The sequence below is a fragment of the Billgrantia antri genome (assembly GCF_017868935.1).
Classification (GTDB): Bacteria; Pseudomonadota; Gammaproteobacteria; order Pseudomonadales; family Halomonadaceae; genus Halomonas; species Halomonas antri.
Genome location: NZ_CP053383.1, coordinates 4426258 through 4452122, shown reverse-complemented (window position 1 = coordinate 4452122; position 25865 = coordinate 4426258). Strand labels below are relative to the sequence as shown.

General features: G+C 64.7%; 29 protein-coding genes. 11 read left to right on the top strand and 18 right to left on the bottom strand.

Annotated features, from left to right (window positions below; translation table 11 throughout):
- The first annotated feature begins 85 nt into the window (after positions 1-85).
- The gene (locus HNO53_RS20875; protein WP_209474921.1) at positions 86-325 is read left to right on the top strand and encodes a hypothetical protein; all 240 of its coding nucleotides are present in this window, start codon (positions 86-88) and stop codon (positions 323-325) included.
- A gap of 102 nt (positions 326-427) precedes the next feature.
- On the opposite strand, the gene HNO53_RS20870 is transcribed toward HNO53_RS20875, so the two are convergent.
- A complete protein-coding gene (locus HNO53_RS20870) occupies positions 428-1717 on the bottom strand; it encodes an aromatic ring-hydroxylating oxygenase subunit alpha (RefSeq protein ID WP_209474919.1) in 1290 nt (429 codons plus the stop codon).
- Positions 1718-2044: 327 nt separating this feature from the next.
- On the opposite strand from HNO53_RS20870, the gene HNO53_RS20865 reads away from it, so the two are divergent.
- Positions 2045-3151, top strand: coding sequence for an FAD-binding oxidoreductase (locus HNO53_RS20865; protein WP_209474917.1), 1107 nt, complete (start codon positions 2045-2047; stop codon positions 3149-3151).
- A gap of 22 nt (positions 3152-3173) precedes the next feature.
- Here HNO53_RS20865 and HNO53_RS20860 read toward each other — a convergent pair whose 3' ends face one another.
- A complete protein-coding gene (locus HNO53_RS20860; RefSeq protein ID WP_209474915.1) occupies positions 3174-4247 on the bottom strand; it encodes a substrate-binding domain-containing protein in 1074 nt (357 codons plus the stop codon).
- Between the two features lie 192 nt (positions 4248-4439).
- Between HNO53_RS20860 and HNO53_RS20855 the strand changes: the two genes are divergently transcribed.
- The 9 genes from HNO53_RS20855 (at position 4440) to HNO53_RS20815 (ending at position 13934) form a co-directional block, all read left to right on the top strand.
- Positions 4440-4937, top strand: coding sequence for a formate dehydrogenase subunit gamma (locus tag HNO53_RS20855; protein ID WP_209474914.1), 498 nt, complete (start codon positions 4440-4442; stop codon positions 4935-4937).
- On the top strand, positions 4937-6487 hold the full coding sequence (locus HNO53_RS20850; protein WP_209474912.1) for a formate dehydrogenase beta subunit: 1551 nt from the start codon (positions 4937-4939) through the stop codon (positions 6485-6487). Before HNO53_RS20855 ends, HNO53_RS20850 begins: the two co-directional genes overlap by 1 nt.
- Positions 6488-6504: 17 nt before the next feature.
- Complete coding sequence (fdhF, locus tag HNO53_RS20845) at positions 6505-9387, top strand: formate dehydrogenase subunit alpha (protein WP_209474910.1); 2883 nt, start codon at positions 6505-6507, stop codon at positions 9385-9387.
- Positions 9380-10204, top strand: a complete 825-nt coding sequence (gene fdhD, locus HNO53_RS20840) for a formate dehydrogenase accessory sulfurtransferase FdhD (RefSeq protein WP_209474909.1) — start codon at positions 9380-9382, stop codon at positions 10202-10204. Before fdhF ends, fdhD begins: the two co-directional genes overlap by 8 nt.
- A gap of 7 nt (positions 10205-10211) precedes the next feature.
- Entirely contained in the window at positions 10212-10454 is a 243-nt protein-coding gene (locus tag HNO53_RS20835) for a formate dehydrogenase subunit delta (RefSeq protein WP_209474907.1), read from the top strand.
- Between the two features lie 319 nt (positions 10455-10773).
- On the top strand, positions 10774-11424 hold the full coding sequence (locus tag HNO53_RS20830; protein WP_209474905.1) for a L,D-transpeptidase: 651 nt from the start codon (positions 10774-10776) through the stop codon (positions 11422-11424).
- A gap of 235 nt (positions 11425-11659) precedes the next feature.
- Positions 11660-12904, top strand: coding sequence for a tyrosine-type recombinase/integrase (locus HNO53_RS20825; protein WP_209474903.1), 1245 nt, complete (start codon positions 11660-11662; stop codon positions 12902-12904).
- A gap of 48 nt (positions 12905-12952) precedes the next feature.
- The gene (locus HNO53_RS20820) at positions 12953-13204 is read left to right on the top strand and encodes a hypothetical protein (RefSeq protein WP_209474901.1); all 252 of its coding nucleotides are present in this window, start codon (positions 12953-12955) and stop codon (positions 13202-13204) included.
- A gap of 574 nt (positions 13205-13778) precedes the next feature.
- Positions 13779-13934, top strand: coding sequence for a hypothetical protein (locus tag HNO53_RS20815; protein ID WP_209474899.1), 156 nt, complete (start codon positions 13779-13781; stop codon positions 13932-13934).
- Here the strand turns inward: HNO53_RS20815 and HNO53_RS20810 are convergent.
- The 16 genes from HNO53_RS20810 to HNO53_RS20735 all read right to left on the bottom strand — a co-directional run bounded on the left by HNO53_RS20810 (position 13921) and on the right by HNO53_RS20735 (position 25860).
- Positions 13921-14253 (bottom strand): hypothetical protein, encoded by a 333-nt coding sequence (locus HNO53_RS20810; RefSeq protein ID WP_209474897.1) that lies wholly within the window; start codon positions 14251-14253, stop codon positions 13921-13923. The two genes, HNO53_RS20815 and HNO53_RS20810, sit on opposite strands and share 14 nt — an antisense overlap.
- 2 nt (positions 14254-14255) lie before the next feature.
- On the bottom strand, positions 14256-14555 hold the full coding sequence (locus HNO53_RS20805) for a hypothetical protein (RefSeq protein WP_242597487.1): 300 nt from the start codon (positions 14553-14555) through the stop codon (positions 14256-14258).
- A 162-nt stretch (positions 14556-14717) separates the two neighbouring features.
- Positions 14718-15743 carry a phage late control D family protein gene (locus HNO53_RS20800; RefSeq protein ID WP_209474893.1) on the bottom strand — a complete coding sequence of 342 codons (1026 nt, stop codon included), beginning with the start codon at positions 15741-15743 and terminating at the stop codon, positions 14718-14720.
- The gene (locus HNO53_RS20795) at positions 15734-15946 is read right to left on the bottom strand and encodes a tail protein X (protein WP_209474891.1); all 213 of its coding nucleotides are present in this window, start codon (positions 15944-15946) and stop codon (positions 15734-15736) included. Before HNO53_RS20795 ends, HNO53_RS20800 begins: the two co-directional genes overlap by 10 nt.
- Complete coding sequence (locus HNO53_RS20790) at positions 15921-16328, bottom strand: phage tail protein (RefSeq protein WP_209474890.1); 408 nt, start codon at positions 16326-16328, stop codon at positions 15921-15923. Before HNO53_RS20790 ends, HNO53_RS20795 begins: the two co-directional genes overlap by 26 nt.
- Positions 16321-18375, bottom strand: a complete 2055-nt coding sequence (locus tag HNO53_RS20785; RefSeq protein ID WP_209474888.1) for a phage tail tape measure protein — start codon at positions 18373-18375, stop codon at positions 16321-16323. The genes HNO53_RS20790 and HNO53_RS20785 overlap by 8 nt, the downstream gene beginning before the upstream one ends.
- A 140-nt stretch (positions 18376-18515) precedes the next feature.
- A complete protein-coding gene (locus HNO53_RS20780; RefSeq protein ID WP_209474886.1) occupies positions 18516-18803 on the bottom strand; it encodes a phage tail assembly protein in 288 nt (95 codons plus the stop codon).
- A 62-nt stretch (positions 18804-18865) separates the two neighbouring features.
- The gene (locus HNO53_RS20775; RefSeq protein WP_209474884.1) at positions 18866-19372 is read right to left on the bottom strand and encodes a phage major tail tube protein; all 507 of its coding nucleotides are present in this window, start codon (positions 19370-19372) and stop codon (positions 18866-18868) included.
- The gene (locus tag HNO53_RS20770; protein WP_209474882.1) at positions 19372-20889 is read right to left on the bottom strand and encodes a phage tail sheath subtilisin-like domain-containing protein; all 1518 of its coding nucleotides are present in this window, start codon (positions 20887-20889) and stop codon (positions 19372-19374) included. Before HNO53_RS20770 ends, HNO53_RS20775 begins: the two co-directional genes overlap by 1 nt.
- A gap of 148 nt (positions 20890-21037) precedes the next feature.
- The gene (locus HNO53_RS20765) at positions 21038-21691 is read right to left on the bottom strand and encodes an SOS response-associated peptidase (RefSeq protein WP_209474880.1); all 654 of its coding nucleotides are present in this window, start codon (positions 21689-21691) and stop codon (positions 21038-21040) included.
- 98 nt (positions 21692-21789) lie between these two features.
- Complete coding sequence (locus tag HNO53_RS20760) at positions 21790-21954, bottom strand: hypothetical protein (RefSeq protein ID WP_209474878.1); 165 nt, start codon at positions 21952-21954, stop codon at positions 21790-21792.
- 301 nt (positions 21955-22255) lie between these two features.
- Entirely contained in the window at positions 22256-22807 is a 552-nt protein-coding gene (locus HNO53_RS20755; RefSeq protein ID WP_209474876.1) for a DUF4376 domain-containing protein, read from the bottom strand.
- 2 nt (positions 22808-22809) lie between these two features.
- Positions 22810-23985, bottom strand: coding sequence for a phage tail protein (locus tag HNO53_RS20750; RefSeq protein WP_209474874.1), 1176 nt, complete (start codon positions 23983-23985; stop codon positions 22810-22812).
- Positions 23986-24003: 18 nt separating this feature from the next.
- Positions 24004-24627, bottom strand: a complete 624-nt coding sequence (locus tag HNO53_RS20745) for a phage tail protein I (protein WP_209474872.1) — start codon at positions 24625-24627, stop codon at positions 24004-24006.
- Entirely contained in the window at positions 24620-25531 is a 912-nt protein-coding gene (locus tag HNO53_RS20740; RefSeq protein ID WP_209474870.1) for a baseplate assembly protein, read from the bottom strand. The genes HNO53_RS20745 and HNO53_RS20740 overlap by 8 nt, the downstream gene beginning before the upstream one ends.
- A complete protein-coding gene (locus HNO53_RS20735; RefSeq protein WP_242597486.1) occupies positions 25531-25860 on the bottom strand; it encodes a GPW/gp25 family protein in 330 nt (109 codons plus the stop codon). Before HNO53_RS20735 ends, HNO53_RS20740 begins: the two co-directional genes overlap by 1 nt.
- Between the last annotated feature and the right edge of the window lie 5 nt (positions 25861-25865).

Genomic DNA, 25865 nt, shown 5'->3' with positions numbered 1-25865 from the left:
GCCCCGACGGCAACGTGGTCTCCTGGGCGTCGAGCGGGTAATCTAGGGAACTGACGACGACAACGGCAGCGGAGAGGTGAGAGAGATGATGTTCGCCGACTTGATCGATGCGGAGGATTTTCGTCAGCGCCTGGTGGCGCTGGGCATCGAGCTGCCCGTCGGTGCCGATCCCGATACCTGCGCCCGGCTTGCCGCTCAGCGGCAAGCCGAGGCGGGGGTACCCGACCTGCCGGCGCTGGTCGCCGAGCTGGAGACCCAGACCGGCGTCATGCAGCCCGAGGTGCGAGAGGCGTTGGCGCGTCATTTGCGGCCTGTGGTGGGCTGACGCCCCTCATGGCTACGCCGCCCTGAAGCCTTTACGGTAACGCATCGCCCCCGGCCTTGGCCGGGGGCGATTTTGCTTCACGAGGTGTAGACGGCGCTTAGCCTAGCCGCGCACCAGCTGCAGGTGGGGCGCGCTGTGGCCCAGGTTCTCCTGCATCCGCTCGCTGTACCAGTCGATGAAGTCGATCACGCCGAACTCGTAGGTCTCCGAGTAGGGGCCGGGCTGGTAGGCCTTGGAGTTGATGCCGCGCTGGTTTTCCTCGGCCAGCCGCCGGTCCTGGTCGTTGGTGGCGTCCCACACCCGACGCATCTGCTCGGGATGGTAGTCGACGCCCTCCACGGCATCCTTGTGCACCAGCCATTTGGTGGTCACCATAGTCTCCTGCGGCCCCAGCGGCAGCACGCGGAACACGATGGCATGATCGCCCATGAAGTGGTTCCAGGAGTTGGGCAGGTGCAGGATGCGCAGCGAGCCCATGTCGGGGCTGGTCAGGCGGCCCATCAGCTTGCCGCAGGCCGGCTTGCCGTCCATGGTCATCGAGACCACGCCATCCAGCAGCGGCGTGCGGGTCAGGCGGTTGCGCTTGCCGAAGCGCTTGAGCTGCCAGGGCACCTGCTGCTCGTCCCAGTCGGACTGCTTCTTCGCCACCAGTGCCTTGTAGGCCGGCGTGGCGCGCGGGTCGTCGGTGTCGTCGAACTCCTGCAGCGAGTTGAGCAGTTCCGGGTGGGAGCCGTTGCAGTGATAGCACTCGCGGTTGTTCTCGATGACCAGCTTCCAGTTGGCCTGCTCGACGATGCTCGACTCCACGGCAACCTTGACGTTGGTCATGTCGTAGGGCTCGAGGTAGTGATCCAGGGTGACCAGGAAGTCGTCGATGGCCGGTGGCTGTTCGGCCGCCAGGCTGATGAAGATGAAGCCGCCGCCGGTGCGTACGTGGACCGGCTTGAGTCCGTAGGCGGAAAGGTCGAAGTTCTCGCCCATGTCGCTGCCGGCGAAGAGCAGGCGGCCGTCGAGTTCGTAGGTCCACTGGTGATACGGGCAGACCAGCTTGGCGACCTTGCCCTTGTCGCTGACGCACAGTCGCGAGCCGCGGTGGCGGCAGACGTTGTGGAAGGCATGAATGGTGCCGCCATCCCCGCGCACGATGATCACCGGGTTGTCACCGACCTGCAGGGTCATGTAGTTGCCCTTGGCGGGAATCTCGCAGGTCATGCCGGCGAACAGCCACTCCTTGCCGAAGATCTCCTGCATGTCCAGGGCGAACAGCCGGGCATCGTTGTAGAAGGGCTGGGGCAACGAGAAGTTGTGCGCACGCTCGGCCAGCATCCTTGCGGTGGCCTGACGTGCCGGATCCAAGGGATCGTCGAGGGGAGTCGGAGAGGGGGTGTCCATGCAAGCTTCCTCATTGCTGGCCGCGTTCGCGGCATCGGTTCGGTTGTTGGTGTGGTCGTCAGGAGGCCGGCGTTGTGATTGTGGAGGCCGGTCGTGATTACGGCGAGTGTGGATCAGCCGCCGGGGAGGCAGTTGTCTGCCGACGACAGACAAGAATGCAGGCGCGACGCGTGTGGAAGGAAAAGAGACACCGAGTGGGACTCATGGGCATGCCCGTGTCGTAGTCAGGCAAGTCGTGGCCTTGCCGCCTGGCGCAAAATTCGTTCAACGGCAGGCGGTGTTCCGCAGTCGGAGCCTTCCACGCTGATCAATGCCAGGCGACTCGACATGACCATGAACTTTCTCAACCCCGTCACGACCCAGACCTGGACCAACGGCCGCCATTTGGTGCGTTGCGTCAAGGTCATCCAGGAAACCTGGGACGTCCGCACTTTCTGCTTCATGGCCGAGCAGCCGGTGATGTTCTTCTTCAAGCCGGGGCAGTTCGTGACCCTGGAGCTGGAGATCGAGGGCGAGCCGATCATGCGCTCCTATACGATCTCCAGTTCGCCATCGATTCCCTACAGCTTCTCGATCACCGTCAAGCGGGTGCCGGGCGGCAAAGTGTCGAACTGGTTGCACGACAACCTGAAGGTCGGCGACGAGCTGGCGGTGCATGGGCCGGTGGGCAACTTCAACTCGATCGACTTTCCCGCCGACAAGGTGCTGTTCCTCTCCGGCGGCGTGGGCATCACGCCGCTGATGTCGATGACACGCTGGTTCTTCGACACCAACGCCAACGTCGACGTCGAGTTCATCCACAGTGCACGTGCCCCGCGCGACGTCATCTACCATCGCGAGCTGGTGCACATGTTCTCGCGGATCCCCGAGTTCAAGTTGCATATCGTCTGCGAGAAAAAGGACGACATCGGCGAGGCCTGGGCCGGCTATCGCGGGTTTTTGACCCAACCGATGCTGGAGCTGATGGTGCCCGATTTCCTCGAACGCGAGATCTTCTGCTGCGGCCCCACGCCCTACATGAACGCGATCAAGCGCATCCTGCGCGATAACGGCTTCGACATGAGCCACTACCACGAGGAGTCCTTCGGCGCCACGCCGCTGGACGTGCGCGAAGAAGTGCTGGAACTGGCCGAGCAGGCCGAGGCCGAGGCCGAGGAGATCGACTACGCCGACATGCTCAGCGTCGAGTTCGTCGGCTCGGGCAAGAGCGTCCGCATCCAGCCGGGCGAGACGGTGCACTCGGCTGCCGCCAAGCTGGGCCTGCACATTCCCAAGGCCTGTGGCATGGGTATCTGCGGCACCTGCCGGGTGGGACTCAAGTCCGGTGAAGTGGACATGGAGCACAACGGCGGCATCACCGATGAGGACATCGAAGAGGGTTACATCCTCTCCTGCTGCAGCAAGCCCCGGGGCGACGTGGTGGTCGATTACTGACTGAGGCCGGGCCCGGCTAGGCTCAGCCCTGCCGGGCCTGGTCGAACAGTTCTTCAACGCCGCATACCTCGCCGCAGCGGTCCAGCGAATAGCCGGGCAGCTCGCGGACGGCCGCCTGGAACGCCTCGCCGCGGATCATCTCGAGCAGGCGCACGACGCTGGGGTCGGCGAGGCTCCTGCGTTGGCACACCAGCAGGTAGTGCTCATGAGCCAGCGGCAGGAAGGTCAGGCCGAATTGATGCGCGGCGGCTTCGACGCCGAAGCCCACATCGGCCATGCCGGCGGCGATATAGGCGGCCACGGCGGAATGGGTGTACTCCTCGAGTTCGAAGCCGGGGATGCGCTGCGATGCGAGCCCGGCCTCGCGCAGCAGGATGTCGAGCAGCGCCCGGGTGCCCGAGGCCTTCTGTCGATTTATGAAACGCACGTCACCTCGGGCCAGGTCGGTCAGGCCGGCGATGCCCTTGGGGTTGTCCGGTGCGAGCATGAGTCCCTGGCAGCGGGTGATGAAGCGGATGATGCAGTGGCTGCGTGGCCGAAGCTGGCGTCGATAGCCCTGCATCAGCGGACCGTGGGTCGCCGAGGTCGGCATGTGGTAGCCGGCCACGTCGCAGGCGCCTCGATTGAGTGCCGCCAGTGCCTCCTGCGGGCTGCAGTACTGCAGGTCGAGCTGGAAGTCGCTGGCGAAGCGGGGCAGCAGCGCCACTGCATAGCCGTGGCTGGCGTGCATGCGCAGTACCGGCTCGACACCTTCGAGAAGTTGTTGAAGCTCGAGGTTGAGCTCCGAGCCCAGGCTCTCGAGCTGTGGGCCGAGCCGGGCAGCCACTCGCTGGCGGGCCCACAGCAGCTTGTCGCCGAGGGGGGTCAGCCATGCGCCGCGCCCCTTCTGCATCTCCACCAGGCCAGTGCCGAAGAAGTCCGCCCACTTGTTGAGCAGGTTCCAGGCGTGGCGATAGGAGATGCCGACCTCGGCGGCGGCCTCGGTCAACTTGCCGCTGCGATGAATGCCCTGCAGCAACCCGAACAGCTGAGGGTCCAGGCGGTTACCGGACTCGTCGGTAAAGGACCAGGCCGGCTCGATTCGAATGCGTTTCATATGCTGTGTTTTTCATATTTCGAAACGGAAGCAGTACTGCTACTTTCACAAGTACGCGAGAGCAAGAGCGATTGCCGTGAAGCGACATACAGCGTAATTCATATATGCACTGTAGTACATAAATAGACCGTCACTAGCAGCGTCGAACGTATTGGTACGACATGCACCCTACGTTCGCTTCGAGGCCAGGCCATGCCAAACAGCCCATTCCTTCCCTGGAACCCCCAACAGGTTCAGGACGAGATCGACGCCCTGAAGCACGAGCCCGGGGCCTTGCTTCCCATCCTGCATGCGATTCAGGACCGCTGCGGCCATGTGCCGCGTGAGGCGGTGCCGATCATTGCCGAGGCGTTGCAGCTCACCCGTGCCGAGGTGCACGGCGTGATCAGCTTCTATCATCACTTCCGAACCACCCCACCGGGACGTCATGTGGTGCAGATCTGCCGCGCCGAGGCGTGCCAGGCGCGCGGTTCGCGGGCACTGGAGAATCACGCACGGGAAACGCTCGGTATCGACTACCACCAGACGACCGCCGACCGCGAGATCACCCTGGAGCCGGTCTATTGCCTTGGCAACTGCGCCTGCGGTCCGTCGCTGCGCGTCGATGACCGCATCGTCGCCCGCGTCACCCCCGAAAAATTCAACCGGCTGGTCGACGAACTGACCACGCAAGTGCTGGAGGTGAGCTGATGCGAGTCAGGCTATACGTTCCCCGCGAGACCACGGCGCTGGCGCTGGGCGCCGACGAGGTCGCCGAGCGTATCGAGGCAGAGGCGGTCGCTCGCGGCGCCGAGGTCGAGCTGGTGCGCAATGGCTCGCGCGGGCTGTTCTGGCTGGAGCCGCTGGTCGAGGTCGAGACCGACGCCGGGCGTGTCGCCTATGGTCCGGTCGAGCCCGGCGACGTGGCCGGCCTGTTCGACGCCGGGCTGCTAGAGGGCAGCGCCATGTCTACCCTCTGCCGGGGGCCGACCGAGTCGATTCCCTATTTGCAGGCCCAGCAGCGCCTGACCTTTGCGCGCATCGGGATCACCGATCCGCTCTCACTCGACGACTATCGCGCTCATGACGGTTTCCGCGGCCTGGAGCAGGCGCTGGCGCTCTCGCCCCAGGCCATCGTCGACGAGGTCAAGACCTCCGGCCTGCGCGGTCGCGGCGGGGCGGCGTTCCCCACCGGCATCAAGTGGCAGACCGTGCTCGACGCCCCAGCCGACCAGAAATATATCGTCTGCAACGCCGACGAGGGCGATTCCGGTACCTTCGCCGACCGTCTCGTGATGGAGTGCGATCCCTATCTGCTGATCGAGGGCATGGCCATCGCCGGCCTCGCCGTGGGCGCCACCCAGGGCTACGTCTACCTGCGTTCCGAATACCCCCTGGCACACGAAATCTTCAACGAGGCCATTGCCCGCGCCGAGGCCGCCGGCTATCTCGGCGCCGACATCCGCGGCAGCGGCCGGCGCTTCGACCTCGAGGTACGGCTCGGCGCCGGTGCCTACATCTGCGGCGAGGAGACCTCGCTGCTCGAGAGTCTCGAGGGCAAGCGCGGCATGGTGCGCTTCAAGCCGCCGCTGCCGGCGCTCGAGGGGCTGTTCGGCAAGCCCACCGTGGTCAACAACGTGCTTTCGCTGGCGGCGGTGCCCTTCATCCTCTCCCGCGGGGCAACGGCTTATGCCGACTACGGCATGGGCCGCTCACGCGGCACCCTGGCGCTGCAGCTGGCCGGCAACGTCAAGCGCGGTGGCCTGGTCGAGCTGGCCTTCGGCACTACCCTGCGCCAGCTGATGGAGGATTTCGGCGGCGGCACCGCGAGTGGCCGACCGCTGCGCGCGGTGCAGGTGGGCGGTCCGCTGTGCGCCTATCTGCCCGAAAGCCAGTGGGACCTGCCGCTCGACTACGAGACCTTCGCCGAGGTGGGGGCCGGGGTCGGCCACGGTGGCGTGGTGATGTTCGACGACACGGTCGACATGGGCGAACAGGCGCGCTTCGCCATGGAGTTCTGTGCGGTGGAGTCGTGCGGCAAGTGCACGCCCTGCCGCATCGGCGCGGTGCGCGGCGTCGAGGTGATCGACCGCATCCGCGCAGGTGACAACCGCGAGGCCAATCTCGCGCTGCTGGGCGACCTTTGCGAGACCATGGTGGACGGTTCCCTCTGCGCCATGGGGGGCATGACGCCCTTCCCCGTGCAGAGCGTGATGAAACACTTTCCCGACGACCTGCAGCGCGACGCCACGCAGCGTTGAGCGGGAGGAGGTACGACATGTTGCAATACTTCGACCCCAAGCACGCTTCTCCGGAGCGCGACTACGGTACCCCGGCGCGGCTCTCCGGGACGCTCGTCAGCCTCGAGATCGACGGCCACGAGATCACCGTCCCCGAAGGCACCTCGGTGCTGCGCGCAGCGGCCTTGGCCGACATCAACATTCCCAAGCTGTGCGCCTCGGACAACCTCGAGGCATTCGGCTCCTGCCGTCTGTGTGCGGTGCAGATCGAGGGCAAGCGCGGTTTGCCGGCCTCCTGCACCACGCCGGTCGAGGCCGGCATGAAGGTCACCACCCAGAACGCACGGCTGGCCAAGTTGCGGCGCAACGTGATGGAGCTCTACATCTCCGATCACCCGCTGGACTGTCTGACCTGCCCGGCCAACGGCGACTGCGAGCTGCAGGACATGGCCGGCGCGGTGGGCCTGCGCGAGGTGCGCTACGGCTTCGACGGCGAGAATCACCTGGACGCCGAGACCGACGACTCCAACCCCTACTTCAGCTTCGACCCCAGCAAGTGCATCGTCTGCTCGCGCTGCGTGCGCGCCTGCAACGAAGTGCAGGGCACCTTCGCCCTGACCATCGAGGGGCGCGGCTTCGAGTCCAAGGTCGCCGCCGGGCAGAATGATGCGTTCATGGATTCCGAGTGCGTCTCCTGCGGTGCCTGCGTGCAGGCCTGCCCGACCTCGACGCTGATGGAGAAGTCGGTGATCGAGCAGGGTCAGCCGGAGCACAGCGTGGTGACCACCTGCGCCTACTGCGGCGTGGGCTGCTCGTTCAAGGCCGAGATGCAGGGCGACCGGGTGGTGCGCATGGTGCCCTATAAGGGCGGCGACGCCAATCATGGCCACTCGTGCGTCAAGGGGCGCTTCGCCTTCGGCTATGCCACCCATCCGGACCGGCTCAAGTCGCCGATGATCCGCGAGTCGATCGACCAGCCTTGGCGCGAAGTGGGCTGGGAAGAGGCGATCGCCTTCGCCGCCGAGCGGCTCAAGGCGATCCAGGCCAAGCACGGTCGCGAGAGCATCGGCGGCATCACCTCCTCGCGCTGCACCAATGAGGAGACCTACCTGGTGCAGAAGCTGGTGCGCGCGGCCTTCCACAACAACAACACCGATACCTGCGCGCGGGTGTGCCACTCGCCCACCGGCTTCGGCCTCAAGGCGACGCTGGGCGAGTCCGCCGGCACCCAGACCTTCGATTCGGTGATGAAGGCCGACGTGATCGTGGTCATCGGTGCCAACCCCACCGACGCCCACCCGGTGTTCGCCTCGCAGATGCGGCGCCGGCTGCGCCAGGGCGCCGAGCTGATCGTCGTCGACCCGCGCCGCATCGACCTGCTCAAGACACCGCACCATCGCGGCGCCCAGCACCTCGCCCTGCGCCCCGGCACCAACGTGGCGATGATCAACGCGCTGGCGCACGTGGTGGTCAGTGAGGGACTCGAGGATCGCGAGTTCATTGCCAAGCGCTGCGATGCGGCGGGCTACCAGGCCTGGCGCGAGTTCATCCTCGACGAGCGCCACTCGCCCGAGAACGTCGAGGCGATCACCGGCGTGCCCGCCGAGCAGGTGCGCCGCGCCGCGCGCACCTACGCCCAGGCGCCCAACGGCGCGATCTACTACGGCCTCGGCGTCACCGAGCACAGCCAGGGTTCGAGCATGGTGATGGGCATCGCCAACCTGGCCATGGCCACCGGCAACATCGGCCGCGAGGGGGTGGGCGTCAACCCGCTGCGCGGGCAGAACAACGTCCAGGGCTCCTGCGACATGGGCTCCTTCCCCCACGAGCTGCCGGGCTACCAGCACGTCGGCGACCCTGCCGTGCGTGAGCGCTTCGAGGCGGCCTGGGGCGTGCCCATCGATGACGAGCCGGGGCTGCGCATTCCCAACATGTTCGACGCTGCCATCGCCGGCGACTTCAGGGCGCTCTACGTGCAGGGCGAGGACATCGCCCAGTCGGACCCCAACACCCAGCACGTAGAGCAGGCGCTGCGCTCGCTGGAGTGCCTGATCGTGCAGGACATCTTCCTCAACGAGACGGCCAAGTTCGCCCACGTGCTGCTGCCGGGCTCCTCCTTCCTGGAGAAGGACGGCACCTTCACCAACGCCGAACGACGCATCAACCGCGTGCGCAAGGTGATGCCGCCGCTGGCCGGCAAGCAGGACTGGGAAGTGACCGTGGACCTGGCCAATGCACTGGGTTACCCCATGCACTATGACCACCCGGCCCAGATCATGGACGAGATCGCCACCCTCACGCCGAGCTTCTCCGGGGTCAGCTACGCGCGGCTCGACGAGCTGGGCAGCATTCAATGGCCGTGCAACGAGGCGTACCCGAAGGGCATGCCGACCATGCATATCGAGGACTTCCCCATCGGCCTGGGTCAGTTCGCCATCACCGACTACGTGGCCACCGAGGAGCGCTCCAACCGTCGCTTCCCGCTACTGCTCACCACCGGGCGCATCCTCTCCCAGTACAACGTCGGCGCCCAGACCCGGCGCACCGGCAACCAGGCCTGGCACGACGAGGACGTGCTCGAGCTGCATCCGTCCGACGCCGAGCTGCGCGGCATACGCGATGGCGACTGGGTCGGCATCACCAGCCGAGCCGGCCAGACGGTACTGCGTGCCCGGGTCAGCGACCGCATGCCGCCGGGGGTGGTCTACACTACCTTCCACCACCCGGGCAGCGGAGCCAATGTGATCACCACCGACAGCTCCGACTGGGCGACCAACTGCCCGGAATACAAGGTGACCGCCGTGCAGGTCGAGAAGGTCAGCCAGCCGTCCGTCTGGCAGCGCCAGTTCGAAAGCTTCGACCGGCTCCAGCTAAGGTTGCTGCGCGGCGACGAGCCCTCAGCGGAGCGTGTGAATGAGTGACGACCCCAGCCACTGCCGAGCCCCGGTTGAGGTACACCGGGGTGGCAGTGCCATGCGGCTCGAAGACAGTATCGCCGTGGAGCTGCCGGTAGCGCTGGTTTACAACGGCATCTCCCACGCCGTGATGATGGCCACGCCGACCGATCTGGAGGACTTCGCGCTGGGGTTCAGCCTCACCGAGGGTATCCTGGGCACGGCGGATGAGCTCTACGACCTGGAGGTGCGCCAGGAAGCCCAGGGCATTGCCGTGCATCTCGAGATCGCGACGCCGCGCTTCATGGCGCTCAAGCAGCGCCGGCGCAGCCTGGCCGGCCGCACCGGGTGCGGCCTGTGCGGTACCGAGTCGCTGGAACAGGCGATTCGCCCGGTGGCGCCGGTCGTGGCGCCGATGGTCGGCGACGCTGCCATTCAGCATGCTCTGGAGACGCTCAAGTGGCACCAGCCGCTTCAGCGGGAGACCGGGGCAACCCACGGCGCTGCTTGGTGCGATCTCGAGGGGCGTATCCTGCTGGCGCGCGAGGATGTCGGTCGTCACAACGCCCTCGACAAGCTGATCGGTGCCCTGCTTCGTCAGCGTGATACTGACCGGCAGGGCTTCGTGCTGGTCTCCAGCCGGGCCAGCTACGAGATGGTGCAGAAGAGCGCCAGCGCCGGCATCGGCTGCCTGGTCGCCGTGTCGGCTTCCACCTCGCTTGCCATCGAGCAGGCGCGCCAGGCCGGCCTGATGCTGGTCGGCTTCGCCCGCACGGGGCGCCATGTCATCTATCATCAGCCGGCCGCCGAGACAGCGCCGGCAACCCATGCCAGCGGAGGTTGATGTCGCCATGAGCCGTAGCCAGCTCGATACCCTGATCCATATGGTGAACCAGATCGCCATCAACAATGCCCACTACGACGACGCTGCCGAGCGCATTCATGCCCACCTGACCAAGTTCTGGGCCCGCAGCATGAAGCGCCAGATCGTCGACTACCTGCAGCAGGACGGCAGCGAGCTCTCGCCCTTGGCCAGGGAGGCCATTGAGCGGCTGGCGCAAGCCCAGACGGAGGCTCGCTCGGCAAGCGCTTGAACCCAATGGGATCACGCTTTTCAACGGTGTCAGGCGCTCTCCTTATTTCGTCTTAACCGGCCTGTGCTATATTTGCCTCATGCGTCTCATGGTTCGGCCGGTGGCCCGACCGACGGGCCTCATGGGGCCCGCCCCAGGGTCTATACCGGGAGTCGGGCGGCGAAAGCGCCTGCACCACTCCCCCTTGTTCCTGCTCCCATGCGATGACGTCCCTCGAAAGGAGTCGTGCCATGACCCTCATGGCGCCGACCATGGCAGGTCCGAATAACTCGATCGACTCAAGTCGACAATAACTCCATTACGCACGGGGCAGGGGCTCATGAACAGGGCATTCCTCCAGGCTGCCGCCTTGACGGCAGGCTTCTTCACGCTTGGGCCGGCGGCCCAGGCCAATCTTCCCGTTTCTCTCGATGGCAGGCTGGGTGACTCGCCGACGCTGTGGCAGGTGCTGGATGCGGTGGCCATGCCGGAGGGGCTGACGGCCGACGAGGTGTGGCTCAGCATCGACCTGCGCAACCGCCAGGTGCGCGTGCTGCGCGGCGAAACCGTGATCGAGCGCATCGAGCATCTTGCTTTCGGTGCCGGCGGTGCGGCGCCGCTGCGGGCCAAGGGCAGCTCGATGACGCCGCTGGGTGAATTTCGCGTCGACCGCATCAATCGCGCTTCGCGCTTCGGGCTGTTCTTCGGCTTCGACTATCCCAATGCGCAAGTGGCGGAAGAAGCGCTGCAAAGCGGCAAGATCACGCTGCAGGAGTATTGGTACATCGAGAACTACCGGGCGCGTCACGGCCGGGCACCGCATACCACCTCACTGGGCGGGTTGATCGGTATTCACGGCCTGGGCCAGGGCGATCCCGACGTGCACCGCAGCTTCGACTGGACCGAAGGCTGCGTGGCGGTCAGCAACGAGGAGATCCGCGCGCTGGACCCGTGGCTAAGGATCGGCACGCGGGTGGTGATCAGTGGTTGAGCGCGGGGAGGCTGGCGGAAGAGCGTGGGAGTCGAACCCACCAGGGACCGCTGGCAGCCCCTGCCAGATTTGAAGTCCCGCATTCTGACTCTTTATCCAGTATTATTGGAGTTCATGTAGCGTTACGATTGCCGTCAAATCAGTCCTTTAGCAACGCTCCGGCTTTCGCTCATTTAACGCCAATGTACGGCGAGCGTTGCCCCAGCGTTGCCCCAGCGTTGCCCCGGAGCCGGCCATGAACTTCACAAAGCGCGCCCTCGAGCAGATCCAGCCACCTGAATCCGGGCGGGCAACCTACCGAGATGAGAAGGTGGCAGGCCTTGAGCTTCGGGTGACGGCGGCCGGGGCGAAGACCTTCGCGGTGCATCGCCGCGTCAACGGCAAGCCGAAGCGGATCACGATAGGCAGGTTTCCTGAGGTAACCATCGAGCAGGCACGCAAGCGGGCCACCGAGATGCTGGGGGAGATTGCTGCAGGCATTGACCCATCGGCCGCGCGACAGGCCGATCGTCACCGCACGGCTACGGTCGAGAGCACGCTGGCTGAATACCTGACCTCACGCCAACTGAAGCCTAACACCAAGAGAGCCTATAACGATGACGTGCGCCACTACCTCAAGGAGTGGCTGCCGCGTCGGCTGGCGTCCATCAGCCAGCAGGATGTGATCGACAAGCATGCGGAGATTTCCACCGCGAGCGAGGCTCGGGCCAACGGGGCCATGCGAGTACTCCGGGCTCTCTTCAACTTTGCCCGGGTCCGCTATCTGGACGAGCGGGGGATGCCGTTATACCCAACGAACCCAGTCCAAGCGCTCAGTGATCAGCGTGCCTGGAACCGGTCACGGCGGAAGCAGACGATCTTGATGCCCTACGACTTCCCGGCGTGGTGGGGCGCTACGGATGAGCTCAAGCGGGACCATCGAGCCTATGTGCGAAATATCGGCCGCTACCTGCAGGCGCTGTTGCTGACCGGCATGCGCAGCGGTGAGCTTGCCGGTATCACCACCAGCAAGGGTGTGCTCGACGCTGACGGCATCGAAATGCCCTATTACAACCAGCGTGCCGGCCTCATCGAGCTGCCGGACCCGAAAGGCGGGCAGCCAGTGTTCATTCACTTGCGGCCCACTACCCAGGCGCTGATAGACGACGCCCTGAAGGATGCCAAGGGCTCGATGTATCCTTTCCGACCGCGGGACAGCGACACGCCGCTAGCCGAGCGGCACATCGCCGACTGGATCGCCTGGATCGAAAAGCGATGCGGGGTGCGAGTAACGCGCCACGACCTGCGCCGCACCATGATCACTGTGGCCGAGGGGCTCGACATCAGCCCCTATACGATCAAGCGCCTGGTCGGCCATGCCGTAGGCAACGACGTGACTGGTGGCTACATCATCAGCCAGCGCAAGCGAATGCTGGCAGCCTTGGAGAAGATCGAAGCCGAGATGTTCCGGTATCGGCAGGGGGTGTTTGAGATAGAGTGAACCTCTAATTCACCAAGCTAGGGACCGCGCCAATAGGGGATGTATCGAATGCTCAACATGATTGGTCTGGCACTAGGTTTCTTCGGATCGCTGCTACTACTTATCGATCCTTCAATGTGGATCCTGAAGGACTTTACCGATGCATATATACGCAAGAGAGAGTCCGTAGTAACAATACCTGAATACAAGGACGAAAAGCGCTTATGGCTGATTGAGCAGCGGTGGCTAAGACGAATCGGCATCTTGATGTTGGCGGCGGGGTTCTTACTGCAGCTTCTGGCTCAGATCTTCTCCGCTTGAAGATCATACGGGCTGGCATAGCACCAGCATTGAGCGATTCCGGGCGCTGGGCCATGCTCAGGCCATGGACGACCACACCCGACTCCGTATCACCCAATGGCGAAAACGCCTAGAGCGCCGCGGCTGGATCAGCCTGCGCCGAGGTCCGCCGGCGCGCGATCGGCTGATTGAGTATCACGTGCTTTGGCAGGGCTACTTGGTAAGCGGCCGGGTGCGGCTGCGCGACCTGAATCACAGCGATGGATACTGGCAACCGGGCACGCCGGTGTATTTGCTCGAGCGGGGGCAGGATGTGCAGGAGGGCGTCTGGCGGGTTGCGCGTAGACCGGGAGAACCGGGGCAAGTGATGCGGAGTATGCCAGTGTGAGCGAGCCCCATTCGCCATCCTTGGCGAGGGGTGGTCTGCACCAGTGCCGCCTGCTATCTTCCCTGGCAACCGTCGCCGGCCGCGCATACAGACGACATCCTCCATTCTGCCGCGGGAATTTCTATGGCGCTGTGCGAGATCTCTTAAACACATGTAAGCTCAAGCCCATATCGGCCTGGGGCGTAGGGATCCAACATGCGACAGAGAATGACCGACACCGAGCTACTCGCGAAGCTGAGGGCCAAGCGCTACAGCCGTCTCTGCCGTGAGGCCGCCCGCCGCATCGAAGAGTTACTGGCCAACGAAAAGGGCGCCACCGAGGCGCCCAATCGAGAACTACCGGCCGACGTCAATCGAAGCTGAACTGCCCTCGATTCTGCCCCGCCGACACTTCCATCTGCACGCAGCCCTGCAGGGTGCTGTAGCTGCCCGGGCTGGCAAAGGTTGCGATTTCATCACAGTGCCGCTGGATGTTGCCGGGCAGGCTTGCCCATTGGCCTTTCAAGCCATCGTAGGCTGACTGCTCCATCTGTATGCAGCCGTTGTAGGTCATGTTGCTGAACTCGCCCCCGAAACTGGCTATCTCTTCGCAGTGTGCCTCGACATCGTATCGGGGCATCTCCTGGGCATTGACCGCGAACGGCAGCGCCAGCAGTGCCAAGACCATCAGAGTTCGAACCATGGTCAGGCCTCTTTCGGCCGGGTAAACAGCACCAGCAGCCCCAGAATGATGTCTCCCAGCGCCCAGGTGGTCACTATCATGCCGATACCCAGAGCACTGCCAATGGCTGCACCTGCTTGCTCATACTCGTTCTGCGAGGTCTGCATCGCCTCTCCCATTATGCCGAACGAGGAGAACAGCCATACGGCCATGAGCACGTTGAAGAGGATGAAGCTCCACTTGAACAGCTTGCCGAAGACTCCACGTTTCGCTTTGCGCAGCTGGTGACCGCACTGGCTGCATTTGAAAGCCGAGTCGCTCACCTGGTGGTTGCACTCGGGGCATGCTACTAGCGCCATAATCCCTGCTCCCTTCCTACGTTTTCTTAGGTACCAGACACAGCATATTCACTATGTAACGATGCTGCTACTGATCGCAACGTATTAGGACAATGGCTTACATGGGTATGGCAAATCTCCTACAGCTCAAGAACCAGGCAGTTCAGCCTGAACCCGACAGGAGTAGCCTCCATCATCGAGGCGGTGCTCTACCTGGGTGATCAACCATTCGCCATCTGCCCCCTCGCGGAACCCTTGAAGCTGCAGGCGGCCCTCTGCCATCAGGCGCGGGTCGCCTGGCAGCGATAGGTCGAGGCGCTGCTCGCCGCGCTGGCTGCGCCGCCACTCGGCCTGGGCGGCCGCCATGGCGCTCTCGGCGTCAGGGTATACCGTACCCAGGCGGTTGACCGGCTCGTCCTGCCCTACCGTCACATCGACCGTTTCGCCGGCCTCCGTGTCCCGCCACTGAGCGGTGACGCTGCCGGCGGAGCGACGCTTGGCGAGCTGCATGCGGCCAGTTGTTACCATGTCGGGGGTGATCGTGACGGTAGGCAGCTGAGGCTCTTCCGGCGATGCTGCCCGCGATGCCCCGCGGCGCGCCAGTACCAGGCGGCCGGCTGCCGGCTTGGCGATGCCGTCATACTGCTGCGCGAGACGGGTCAGCAGGTTCATGTCCGATTCGTTGATCTGGTCGACGTGGGGCAGCGCGATGCCCGCCATTGCCTGCTGTACCACCGCCTCGAGGCTGTGCTCCTGGGCAATGGTTCGGGTCATGTCGCCGAGCAGCGTGCCGGCATCCCAACTGCGGGTCTTCTTGGTCTGGAGCATCAGGCGGGTGCTGCCCTGCCCTGATTCGCTCTTGGCCAGTGGCGCGGCCTTGGCCACGATGCGCACCTGGTTGGGCGGCCACGAGACTTCGACGCTATCCACCACATAGGTGCCGAGGTTCTCGGCGGCATCGTCATACCCCAGCCAGCATTCCAGCTCGGCGCCAGCTGCAGGCAGCGCGATCGGAGCGGTGGGGTCGTGGTCGGCCAGCACCAGGGAGAGCTCGTCGCTGTCCTGTCCAGCCCGGTCGACAATGCGCAACGAGACGAACCGCTCGCGTATCATGGCGGTGATGTCGTCCTGGTTGGCCGTGAGCCGGAAGGTCGGCGCGATATTTACCCCCACAGCCGAATCCTCTTGCTGATGGCCGGCTGCGGATCGTCAGGCAGAACGATCAGGCGTCCTGCTTCCAGCAACGGGCCTTCGTCGGCCAGGCCGTGGTTGGCCTCGAGTACTCGCTCGACCAGGCCGGGCGAGATCCGGCCATAGGAGCGCCAGCAGATCCAGTCGACGGTATCGCCGTCACGTGTCCGATACTTGCGGGCCATCGTCGAAGAACCTCATCTGCAGGGTGAATTGCTGTCGGCGAGGCACGCCCGCCGGGGCGAAGATGTCGGCCTGCTCCTCAACGCTCTCCACGGCCCAGCGGCCATGGATGTAGCCGTTGCCATCGATTAGCATCATCGGCTTGCCCAGGGCGGCCTGGGCCCGCATTTCACGGATCTGCCCTGCACCACCGCGCCAGCCAGGATAGATCTTACCGGTCAGCGTGATCTGGTCCCCGCCGAAGCCGGTGAACTGCAGGGCGTCATGCGTGCCGACGCGAGACTGCGGGCTCCACCGGTATTGGGTGGAGCGCATCAGCTGCTGATAGGCGGCGGTGTCGATGCTGAACGAGAACTCGCCCAGCCGCATCATGACCTCAGCCATCGTAAAGGGCTCCCTGCTGGCGGGCGTTGAGCTCCTCGATAACCATGTCGGTGATGCGCCGGGCATAGGAGGCGTCGGCCTCGCCCTCTCGGCGGGTCACGTGGAGCGTCAGGTTGTTGGTGATGTTGTTGATCACCTCACGCACACGCTCGGTGGCGGTGCGTCGTTCGGACAGTTGCGGCCGCTCAGGGCCAAGGTTGGGTGCCGCTCGCTCGATAACAGCCTCGCTTTCTGCCTCCCTACGCTCACGGTTTGAAGTCAGCCCCAGGGAGCCGGCGTTACCACCACCAAGCTGGGCGCGGATCTCGTCGGCGTCGTCATCCTCGCCCCAGGTGATCCAGCCCTTCACCTTGTCGAAAGCGTTACCGACCCACTCCAGCTTGCCCACGATCCAGTCAATGGCGCGCTCGGCGCGTTCGGTGATGCCGTCCCACAGCTCGCCGAACCACTCGGACAAGCCGCCCCAGGCGTTGGAGATCGTTTCGAGCGGCGACCAGGAGAGCTTCGCGGCCATCCAGTCCCACGCGGCGCCAGCCATGTCCTTGGCCAGGCCGACGAGCTCGCCGACCTTGCTCGCCATGGGCGCCCATGCGCGTACGATCAAGCCCAGAGGCGACCAGCTGACGATGGTCTTGAGCCCCTCCCAGGCTGCACTGGCGACCCACTTGATACCGTCCCACAGCTTGCCGAACCAAGGGCCGATCCAGTCCCAGTTGCGATAGATCAGATACGCTGCGCCAGCGATCACGCCAATGGCGATACCTATCGGATTGGCCATCAGTGCTGCGCCGATAGCTTTGACCCCACCGACCACCACCGGGAAGGTGCTGGCGAGGGACCAGAGCGCCATCCCAGCCTTGCCGATGGCGAGGCCGAATGACACGACCGATACGATGGCCTTGCTGGCGAAGATCCCGCCGATGATCATGGCCAGGTTGTCGAAACCGCCGACCAGCTGGGCGGTGCGATTGACTGCGGCACCGACAGTGGTGACGACCGTGCCGATGCCGCTGGCGAGCTCGCCAATTATCGGCACCGCTGCCTTGAGCTTGTCGGCGAACGTGGCGGACCATTGCCGCACCTGGTCGCGATTCTCTGCCAGCCAGCCGGTGAACTGCCCCATCATGTCGGAGACGACCGGCATCAGCGCCGAACCGATGATGTTCTTGAGGCCGAACAGGCTCAGCTTGGTGTCGAGTAGGGTGTCCTGGAAGGTCTCGGCGTCGCGGGCGGCCTGCTCGCTGAGGATGTACCCGGTGCGCCGAGCATCCTCGCCGTATTGGCGAAGCCCCTCGCTGCCGTCACGTAGCATGTTGACCATGGCCACGCCTTCGCTGTCGAAGAGCTTCATGGCCAGGCGTACCCGGTCGCCCTGGTTCTCGACGTTGCGTAGAGCGTCGGCGAAGTGGTTGAGCTGCTCGTCTGGCGTCATTGAGGCGAGGGCTTCGGCCGACAGCCCCAGCTCGGCAATGGCATCCTTGGCTTCACCGGTTCCCTGGGCCGCTTCGGCCACACGCCTCACCATGCGCTGGGTGGCCATGTCGAAGGTAGCTGTTGCGATGCCGGAGCGCTCGGCCGCGTAACGGTAGGCCTGCAGCTCCTGGATGCCCATGCCCAGCTTGTCGGCCGTCTTGGCCACGTTGTCCCCGAGCTCGGAGGTGCTGTTGGCCACGGCGAAGATACCCCCGGCCGCCGCGCCGCCGAGGATGGCGGTACGGCGTGCCAGACGGCCCACCTCGGTGGTCATGGTGCGGAACTTGCCGCCGACGTCTGCTGCGGCCAGGCGGTTCAGCGCTTCCTGGCGGCGGCGTAGGCGGTCGATCTCGTCGGAGAGCTGGGCATAGCGACGACGCAGCGGGTCGATGTTCATCCCCGCGCGGCCCATGCTTTCGATTTCGCGTGAGAGCCGGCGCTGCTGGCTCTCGGCATTACGGATCGCGCCACCGACCTCGGCCAACTGGCCCTTGGTGTCGGTGAGCCCTTTGGTGAGCGAGCGGGCGACGGTGCCGCCAATGCTGATCGTCGCGTTAAGCCTGCGGTTCGTCATGCGCCCTCTCTACCTTTCACGCCTGGGCAGGCCCTCGACCCACCACAGAAACCGGCTTACCCGCATGGCGCTGATCTCGGCCAGCGTCCAGCCGGTATGGGATGACAGCGCCAGCACCAGCCGGCGCGCATCGGTGCCGGTCAGTCCAAAAAACCGCCGTAGGCCTCCTGGAGGCGCTTGTAGCTCTTGAGGTTCAGCTTGCGGATGTCGGAAGGCGCGACTTCGCAGAGATTGGCGAACATGGTCACTTCGCGCACCGCGTCGCTGCCCTTCATCTCGTCGTGAACGATCTGGTCCTCGACGGTGGGTTCGCGCATGCGCAGCGTGCCCTGCGTGACGCCGTTGTCGAGCGTGATGGGGCGCGCCAGCGTGATGTCGCAGTGACCCTGCTCGTCGTAGCTGAGGTAATCGGGAGTCTCTTTGCTCATGGGGTGTTCCGCTCAAATGGAAAAAGGGCCGGCACGGGGCCGGCCAAGGACTGCCGCCGCGATCAGATACCCAGCGCTTGGCGAATGTCGGCCATCAGGTCGACGCCATCGACTACGCGCACCATCTTCTCGACGTCGATCTCGTGCACCCGCACTCCGTCGTGATCTTCGCGGTAGTAGTCGAGGCGCATGGTCACGGTCATGCTGGCGGGAGTGCCTGGCTGCCAGGTGCCGCGGTCGATGCTGGTGATCTTCCCGCGCATGGTGTGGATGGTTGGCCGGACGGTGCCGTCATAGGACTGCATGGCACCACGACCGACGAAAGGCACGCTGTTGCCCTCGGAGACGCCGAACTGGCGCAGCACTTCACGATCGTAGGAGCGCAGCACGAAGCTGGTTTCGAGCGCCTCCATGCCCATGTCGAGCGTGACCGGCGCATCCATGCCGCCGGCGCGATGCTCCTCGGTGAGCAGCGTAAGCACCGGGGGCGTGTATTCCATGACCTGTCCGGCATAGCCGCGGCCATCGACCGATACGGTCATGTTCTTGATGATGTTGCGAGCGGCCATTACGCGAACACCTCCTCGATGTAGTCATTGACCAGCATGCTCCGGAAGGTGATGTGCTCAGCCGGATAGGGCGGTGTGAACTCGAAGTTGAAGTACACCTTGCCCAGCTGGATGTTGGCGGGCGTGTTCAGGTCGGGATCCGGCCAGCAGCGCCCGCCCAGCAGCGCGCCCTCGGCCACCAGGCCGGAGATGTAGGCGTTGACGCCTTCGGTCACATCCTCGACGTAGGTCTTGGTGATGTTGCGGTCCACCGCCCACAGGTGAGCGCGCTGGATGCTGTCGTTGATCATGTCCGCCGTGCGGCGCACCGAGAGGAAGTGCCACTTGGTGTCGTCAGTCAGCGAGCGGTTGCCCCACAAGCGGTAGCCGTCCTGGCGGATGATGGTGGCGATGCCGCCTTCGTTGAGGAGGTTGGCGCGGCTGTTCGCATCGCCCAGCTTGAAGTCCACCGGCCGGGAGGTGCCGACGATGCCATTGACCGGCTTGTTGGAGGGCGACCACCAGAAGCCGAGGTCGTTATCAATCTTGGCGATGATGCCGGCCACGCGGGCGCTGGGCGGCTCGCTCTTGTAACTGCCGTCGCTCTGCATCACCTGCACCCAGGGATCCACCAGGTAGACGCGGGCGCTGCCCCAGTCGTTGGCATACTGCTGAGCTTCGTCATCGGTGGTGTTGGGACCGTCGGCGACGATCACCGCACGCAGGCGCTCGGCGATGCCCAGCAGCTCGGCTACCACGGCATTACGCAGGCCGCTATCGCGCTGGTGGGTGTAGCCCGGCACACAGAGGATGCGCGGCGAGAAGCCGACCACGCTCTCGGCGCCAGCCAGGGCATGCACGCCCTCGAGGTCGCCAGTCGTGGCGTTCACGCCACCGATGACGTTGGCCATGGTCGCCTGGTCGTCCGCGCCGTCCTCCACGCGCACGACAATGACCACAGCACCGACCTGGTCGAATATGCCATCCATAGCAGCAGGCAGAGTGCCGGACGTGCCCAGGCGTGCCGCCTCGGTACGCGAACCAGCCACCAAGGTCGGACGGTTGAGCGGGAACGGCTCGGCTGCGCCACCACTGAGCGACTGGAAGCCACGCGCCCGCGCCAGTCCGGTACCGTCGCTGCCCTCCACTGCGGCAGCTGTGACCAGGGCGCTAGCCTCGGCAGATCCGTTGACCGCAGTGACGATGTCGGCGGCCGTGCTGGAAACCGCCCCTTCGACATCAGTAGCCAGGGCAATGGAGATGTCGTTGCCTTCGACGGTAACGGCCAGCGTGGCGGATGCCGAGCCAGGGTCGAGGTAGCGAACCCGCACGTTGTTGCCGGCGGTACCGGCCTCGACTGCGGTATAGAGAATGCCGGTATTCGCCGGAGCGTTGCCCAGCGTGAGCGTGGCCGCCGTGGCGCCTTCGGCATCGGGGGCGGTCCCGACGATGCCGATCACGCCCGAGCGCACGGTCTGGATGGGCCGGGGGCCGGTATCGATTTCGAGAACCTCGACCCCGTGCAGGAATTTCGCCATTGCGGTTTGCCTCTCGCCTGATCAGGTAGTGTTCCGGACGGTAGGCACAGCATGGCGCTCGCGCGGGAGGGGCTCCGCTGGCGGTGGTTCCTAAAAACGCAGAAGCCCACCGGGCGGTGGGCTTTGGCATGGCAAGTAAGGCCGCGCTCTAAGCCGGGTTGAGCAACTCCCCACCCTGGCCTTCCTGGGGCTTGTTGACGGCTCGGCTGACCGGCCAGTGCTCGAGCAGCGAGGCGTCGAGGTGGTGCACAACGCTGCGGATCGTCTCGCGGTCTGTCAGGTCAGGATCGAGCCAAGGCAGCAGGCTCGCATCGTCGAGAATCACCGGCATTCGGTCATGGACTTCGACGGCGCTGCCCCGGGCGGGTTCGGTAAGGATGGCACAGCCGGGGCTGCCGTCGGCGCGCTCGGTGTAGATCGCTGCGAAGGCCAACGGCTCGCGATCGATGCGCGTGAGGTAGTGCGGTTGCTTGCCCGTTTCGGTAGCGACCCACTCGAACCAGCCGTCCGCCGGCACGATGCAGCGGCGCTTCTGAAAGGAGCCCTTGAAGTACCGGCTGGTGGCCACCGTCTCGGACCTGGCGTTGATCGGCTTGCTGGCCTTGGCTTCCGCCCAGGCAGGATGGTAGCCCCACCACAGCTCGAGCTGTTCTGGAGGCTGGTCATGGGCCGTCTGTCGGATCCCGGCTATCCAGGTGCCGGGCGCGACGTTGTAGCGCGGTGGAGTTTCCTCGACCACGACGACGCCGGCTCGGCGGGCCAGCTTGGGATAGGCGTTGAAAGCAGCGAATCGTCCACACATGAGGGGAGTGTAGACCGGGACGGGGAGAGAGGGGGTCGGCCGATGAATGAAAGGAGTGAAAAGCCCGCCGGGTGGCGGGCTGGCTCAGTAGCTAGAGCTTAAAGCATGGCTAGAATGACCGGCTGGCCCAGCCAGAGCAGAATTCCCAAGCCGATCATCAGGACGAGAATCCCCAGACAGTGCTGTACGAAGGGCGGCGCGGGAATGTCGAGCTTAAGCATGATCCATTGGATTGATGCTCGCACTGGTTTACGATGCTGCATGTAGTTACCTCACGTTGACGGCGCGCTAACGCCTGAGACTTCGAAGCCCTGGTCCCCACGACCGGGGCTTCGTTCTTACTGCTGATCTATTATCACCGTCTCTCTTAAAGGCATCCAAACACTGAACCTTGGTTGTTCTTTTAACGGCTCTGCTGGGCACTTGGTTAGAAGAGTGTAAGAGGTGCTCTCACGGTTTAGCCGACATGGGCACTAGGAGACGAGAAAAGGCCCACCGAGCGGCGGGCCATTGTTACGCTTACATAGATATATACTGTCGCTAGCGCAAAATTACTACAAAGCTCTACCAGTTTATTTCCTCGATCGCCGCACGCTTCTCCTCATCAGTCAGCGCCTCGTCGGCGACGATGCCACGCACCTGGTCTTTCAAAGCCCAGGACTGGCCCAGCAGCTGCTTCTTGTGAAGCTTGGCCGCGTCGGTCACCTCGATCATCTCCAGAGGCGTTAGCTCGTAGACCTTGTTCGATTTCACGCGTAGTTGCTGCACGGCGCTGGTCTCGCCGGCGTCGCGCAGATCCCGCGCCTCGATCGCAAGACCGAGCAGGTTGGGCTCGTCTTCGGGACGGGTCTGCACAACCTCTTCCGTCCCATCGGTCATGATGTAGGGCATACCGATATCGAGGGCCGAGGAGAGGGCTTGTTCGAGCTCGGTGAGCTTCTCAACGACTAGATCGGCGAGGGGGACTTCAGGCTTGTTGTAGACGTTGCCGTCAAAGAAATAGCCTATCGAAACAGAAGCGTCAGCGGACTCCCACTTTATCGATGGGTGAAAACGCCCTTTGGGGTCGATGTCCGTGAGTTCGGCCACGGCGCCGTTATGAATTCGTGCCCACATGATTACCACCTCACGATTACGATTCCGGGCGCGCCGTCAGCCCTCGGCGAGCTTGTGCCTGCGCCTCCTGCCCCTGCGCCAGGGGTGGTGGGTGTTATCCCCGTATTCCCGTAAGACACTGATCGCGTAGCCCCACCAAACATTGCAGACCCACCATCTCCTGAGCCGCCCGTCGGATTGCCGTTTGAGTAGGGGCCATCCGACCCATCGGTGCCGCTCAGGTTGATGCTTCCACCAGTCCCTTGACCTCCGAAACCACCAGGCGCCGTACCACCCGTATAGTCGCCGCCTCCCTCACCACCTGTTGCGCTCATAAACGTCCCAAAGGACGAGCTTTTATCTGTAGCCCCGCCGCTGCCTACAGTGACAGCAACAGTTGCCATTCCAGACAAGTCGACCAAGCCTATCGCCGTACCACCACCTCCCCCTCCGCCGCCTCGGCCGGGGCTGGTGTTCGTCACGCCCGACCTTCCACCGGCACCTGTCACAGTCACATGCGCTTTGCGATGCCCATCCTTGAGCTCTTGAGGAACGGGCCAGTCAGTGATCCCGGCGGCATTAAACACGGCCATGTTCTGATAACCGTCGCCAGCAAAGGCGGCTAGGGCAGCCAGGGCGGCGGCAACATTTGTAGCGTTGGGCGCCTGCGGAATCACTTCGCTAATGACAATCTGATTGTCGGCGTGGGCCTCGGTGTCCTGTTCGTGCTCGGCGCGCTGGGTGTCGACATACTTCCGCGTTGCGAGCACAACGCTCGGATCCACCTTGAGCGTGACTGCGGCGGTGTCGCTCACTTCGAGCACAAAACGCACGGTCTGGGTGCGGCTCGAGCCCTCTGACAGCACCGGCTTGTAGGTCTCGGGGTAGTTGCCGATGCCGATCAGGTCGCCGTCGACGTCATAGATCCCGATCTCGCGAATCGTCCAGCCGCCGACGTCAGGCGGGAGCACCTGCTCGACCACGATCCAGGAGGGATTATCGGGGTCGGTGTGGCTGGTGTTGATCGCGGCGCGGCGCACCTCGTTGACCAGCGCTGTGGCGCTGCTGTCGGGTGTGGGCAGGCTGCCGCCGCCGTCGCCGACGGCCAGCTCGGTGATCTGGATGGTCTGCCCCAGGGCGACGGCATTGGCCAGCTTGGCCTGTCCGACATCCGTGAGCAGCGTGTAAAACTGGGGCATGTGGGTCTCCTATCAGATTCAGGGCTGCGGGTAGACGGTGGTGGTGTCGGTGCTGTCGGTGGCGACGCCGAGATAGAACAGGCCGGTCACCTCGCTTTCACCGGCGACGAACGGCAGCACGGCGGTAACGTCGCCGTCGTAGGTCGCGGCGCCCAGGTAGACGATGCCCTTGCTCTCGCCGGCGAGGTCCAGCCCGGTGATGTGGCGCGTGAGCGGCTTGGCGTCGTCGATCAGTCGCTCGAGCTCGGTGTACATGGCATCGGTGATGCCGGTGTCGAGCACGCCGATCTTGAGCGCGAAGGTGCCGGGCGTGCCCATCGGGTCGGTCTGCCACCACTCGGTCACCTCGAGCAGATAGCCGAGCGGTTCGACGACGCGGCGCAGGGCGCTGATCGTTCCCTTCTTGCGGTGCACGTAGAACGAAGTGGCGATCACCTCCCGCTTGGCGGCGTCGCTCCATGCCGGATCCCAGCGGTCGACGCTGAATGCCCAGGCGAGATAGGGCAGCAGCTTCGCGGGGCAGGTGTAGGGGTTCCAGAGCTGCCGCAGCAGCACCGGCACGCGCTGGATCTCGGCCAGCGAATCGGCGGCGGCGCGCTCGAGCGGCGTGGCATTGGGCGGCAGCATGGGCGTGTTACTCATCGCTGCCCCCGATCACGACAGTGGCACCGGTGCAGTGGGCGGCCTGGGTCTCGTCGAGCACCACGTCGGCGGCGGGCGCGGTGAGCTCTACGCGCTGGACGCCTTCGACATGCAGGACGGCGAACAGCGCCGAGCGGCGGATGTCTCGCCCGATGCGGCGCTGGGCGGTGATGTAGCGCTGCAGCGAGGCCTCGGCGGCCTCGAGGATCGGCTCTTGTTCCGGCCCGGGGTAGACGTAGAGCGTGGCGTCGACGCTGTACTCGACGATGGTGGCCGACTGCACGGTGAGTCGGTCGCCAAGTGGGCGGACGTCCTCGGCACTGAGCGCGGCGTCGACGTTGTCGAGCAACTCCTGGCTGGCGGTGCCATCGCCCTCGGTGCTGAGCAGGGTCACCAGCGCTTCGGTGGGCGCGGGGCTGATGGCGGTGGCATCGGCGACGCGGCCGTCGGCTGAGCGGGCATGGAACACGTAGGCACCGCGCGGGCCGGCGACGCTGAGCCCTTCCCACGCCTGCTGTGCGCGCAGGCGAAGATCGTCGTTGCTCTCGTAGGTGGGCGGTACCGGCGGCGTGGCGGTGGGGTCGCCGGGGTCGATCATCAGCCGTTCGACTTCAAAGTTGGCGACCAGGTTGTCGAGATCCTCGTCGTTGCTGTAGGCGAGCATGACGGCCTTGGCAGCCTCGTTGACGCGCTGCCGCCAGTGGAGCTCTCGATAGGCCGATTCCTCGAGCAGCTTGGTCAGCGGTTCGCTCTCCAGCTGCAGGGTGGCCTCGACCTCGCCGCGCTGGCTGGCCGGCACCAGGTCGAGCAACGCTGCCTTGCGCTCTGCGAGGATGGTCTCGTAGTCGAGGGGCTCGACGACATCTGGCGCCGGTAATTGTGCCAGGTTGATGGTGCCTGCCATCAGCTCACCTCGATGCCGTCAAGATTGATGGTTTGCCCGGTGGGCACGTACTCGCCTTCGAGATTCAGCGTGACCGCGCCCGGGGCTGCACTGTCTACACGCACCCGGGTGAGCTTGAACCGCGGCTCCCAGCGGGCCACCGCCTCGGCAGTGGCGGCGTAGAGCTCAACGAGCGTGGCGTTGTTCACCGGAGCATCGACCAGCTCATACAGTCGTGAGCCGTAGTCGCGGCGCATCACCCTGGTGCCGATCGGCGTGGTCAGGATGTCGTGCAGCGACTGCCGCAGGTGGTCGATGCCGGAGAGGGGACGCCCGGTCTGCGCATTCATGCCGT

Coding starts and splice junctions, on each gene's coding strand:
- HNO53_RS20875 (WP_209474921.1), top strand. CDS start 86: ATGATGTTCGCCGACTTGATCGATGCGGAGGATTTTCGTCAGCGCCTG.
- HNO53_RS20870 (WP_209474919.1), bottom strand. CDS start 1,717: ATGGACACCCCCTCTCCGACTCCCCTCGACGATCCCTTGGATCCGGCA.
- HNO53_RS20865 (WP_209474917.1), top strand. CDS start 2,045: ATGACCATGAACTTTCTCAACCCCGTCACGACCCAGACCTGGACCAAC.
- HNO53_RS20860 (WP_209474915.1), bottom strand. CDS start 4,247: ATGAAACGCATTCGAATCGAGCCGGCCTGGTCCTTTACCGACGAGTCC.
- HNO53_RS20855 (WP_209474914.1), top strand. CDS start 4,440: ATGCCAAACAGCCCATTCCTTCCCTGGAACCCCCAACAGGTTCAGGAC.
- HNO53_RS20850 (WP_209474912.1), top strand. CDS start 4,937: ATGCGAGTCAGGCTATACGTTCCCCGCGAGACCACGGCGCTGGCGCTG.
- fdhF (WP_209474910.1), top strand. CDS start 6,505: ATGTTGCAATACTTCGACCCCAAGCACGCTTCTCCGGAGCGCGACTAC.
- fdhD (WP_209474909.1), top strand. CDS start 9,380: ATGAGTGACGACCCCAGCCACTGCCGAGCCCCGGTTGAGGTACACCGG.
- HNO53_RS20835 (WP_209474907.1), top strand. CDS start 10,212: ATGAGCCGTAGCCAGCTCGATACCCTGATCCATATGGTGAACCAGATC.
- HNO53_RS20830 (WP_209474905.1), top strand. CDS start 10,774: ATGAACAGGGCATTCCTCCAGGCTGCCGCCTTGACGGCAGGCTTCTTC.
- HNO53_RS20825 (WP_209474903.1), top strand. CDS start 11,660: ATGAACTTCACAAAGCGCGCCCTCGAGCAGATCCAGCCACCTGAATCC.
- HNO53_RS20820 (WP_209474901.1), top strand. CDS start 12,953: ATGCTCAACATGATTGGTCTGGCACTAGGTTTCTTCGGATCGCTGCTA.
- HNO53_RS20815 (WP_209474899.1), top strand. CDS start 13,779: ATGACCGACACCGAGCTACTCGCGAAGCTGAGGGCCAAGCGCTACAGC.
- HNO53_RS20810 (WP_209474897.1), bottom strand. CDS start 14,253: ATGGTTCGAACTCTGATGGTCTTGGCACTGCTGGCGCTGCCGTTCGCG.
- HNO53_RS20795 (WP_209474891.1), bottom strand. CDS start 15,946: ATGGCCCGCAAGTATCGGACACGTGACGGCGATACCGTCGACTGGATC.
- HNO53_RS20790 (WP_209474890.1), bottom strand. CDS start 16,328: ATGGCTGAGGTCATGATGCGGCTGGGCGAGTTCTCGTTCAGCATCGAC.
- HNO53_RS20785 (WP_209474888.1), bottom strand. CDS start 18,375: ATGACGAACCGCAGGCTTAACGCGACGATCAGCATTGGCGGCACCGTC.
- HNO53_RS20780 (WP_209474886.1), bottom strand. CDS start 18,803: ATGAGCAAAGAGACTCCCGATTACCTCAGCTACGACGAGCAGGGTCAC.
- HNO53_RS20775 (WP_209474884.1), bottom strand. CDS start 19,372: ATGGCCGCTCGCAACATCATCAAGAACATGACCGTATCGGTCGATGGC.
- HNO53_RS20770 (WP_209474882.1), bottom strand. CDS start 20,889: ATGGCGAAATTCCTGCACGGGGTCGAGGTTCTCGAAATCGATACCGGC.
- HNO53_RS20765 (WP_209474880.1), bottom strand. CDS start 21,691: ATGTGTGGACGATTCGCTGCTTTCAACGCCTATCCCAAGCTGGCCCGC.
- HNO53_RS20760 (WP_209474878.1), bottom strand. CDS start 21,954: ATGCAGCATCGTAAACCAGTGCGAGCATCAATCCAATGGATCATGCTT.
- HNO53_RS20755 (WP_209474876.1), bottom strand. CDS start 22,807: ATGTGGGCACGAATTCATAACGGCGCCGTGGCCGAACTCACGGACATC.
- HNO53_RS20750 (WP_209474874.1), bottom strand. CDS start 23,985: ATGCCCCAGTTTTACACGCTGCTCACGGATGTCGGACAGGCCAAGCTG.
- HNO53_RS20745 (WP_209474872.1), bottom strand. CDS start 24,627: ATGAGTAACACGCCCATGCTGCCGCCCAATGCCACGCCGCTCGAGCGC.
- HNO53_RS20740 (WP_209474870.1), bottom strand. CDS start 25,531: ATGGCAGGCACCATCAACCTGGCACAATTACCGGCGCCAGATGTCGTC.
- HNO53_RS20735 (WP_242597486.1), bottom strand. CDS start 25,860: ATGAATGCGCAGACCGGGCGTCCCCTCTCCGGCATCGACCACCTGCGG.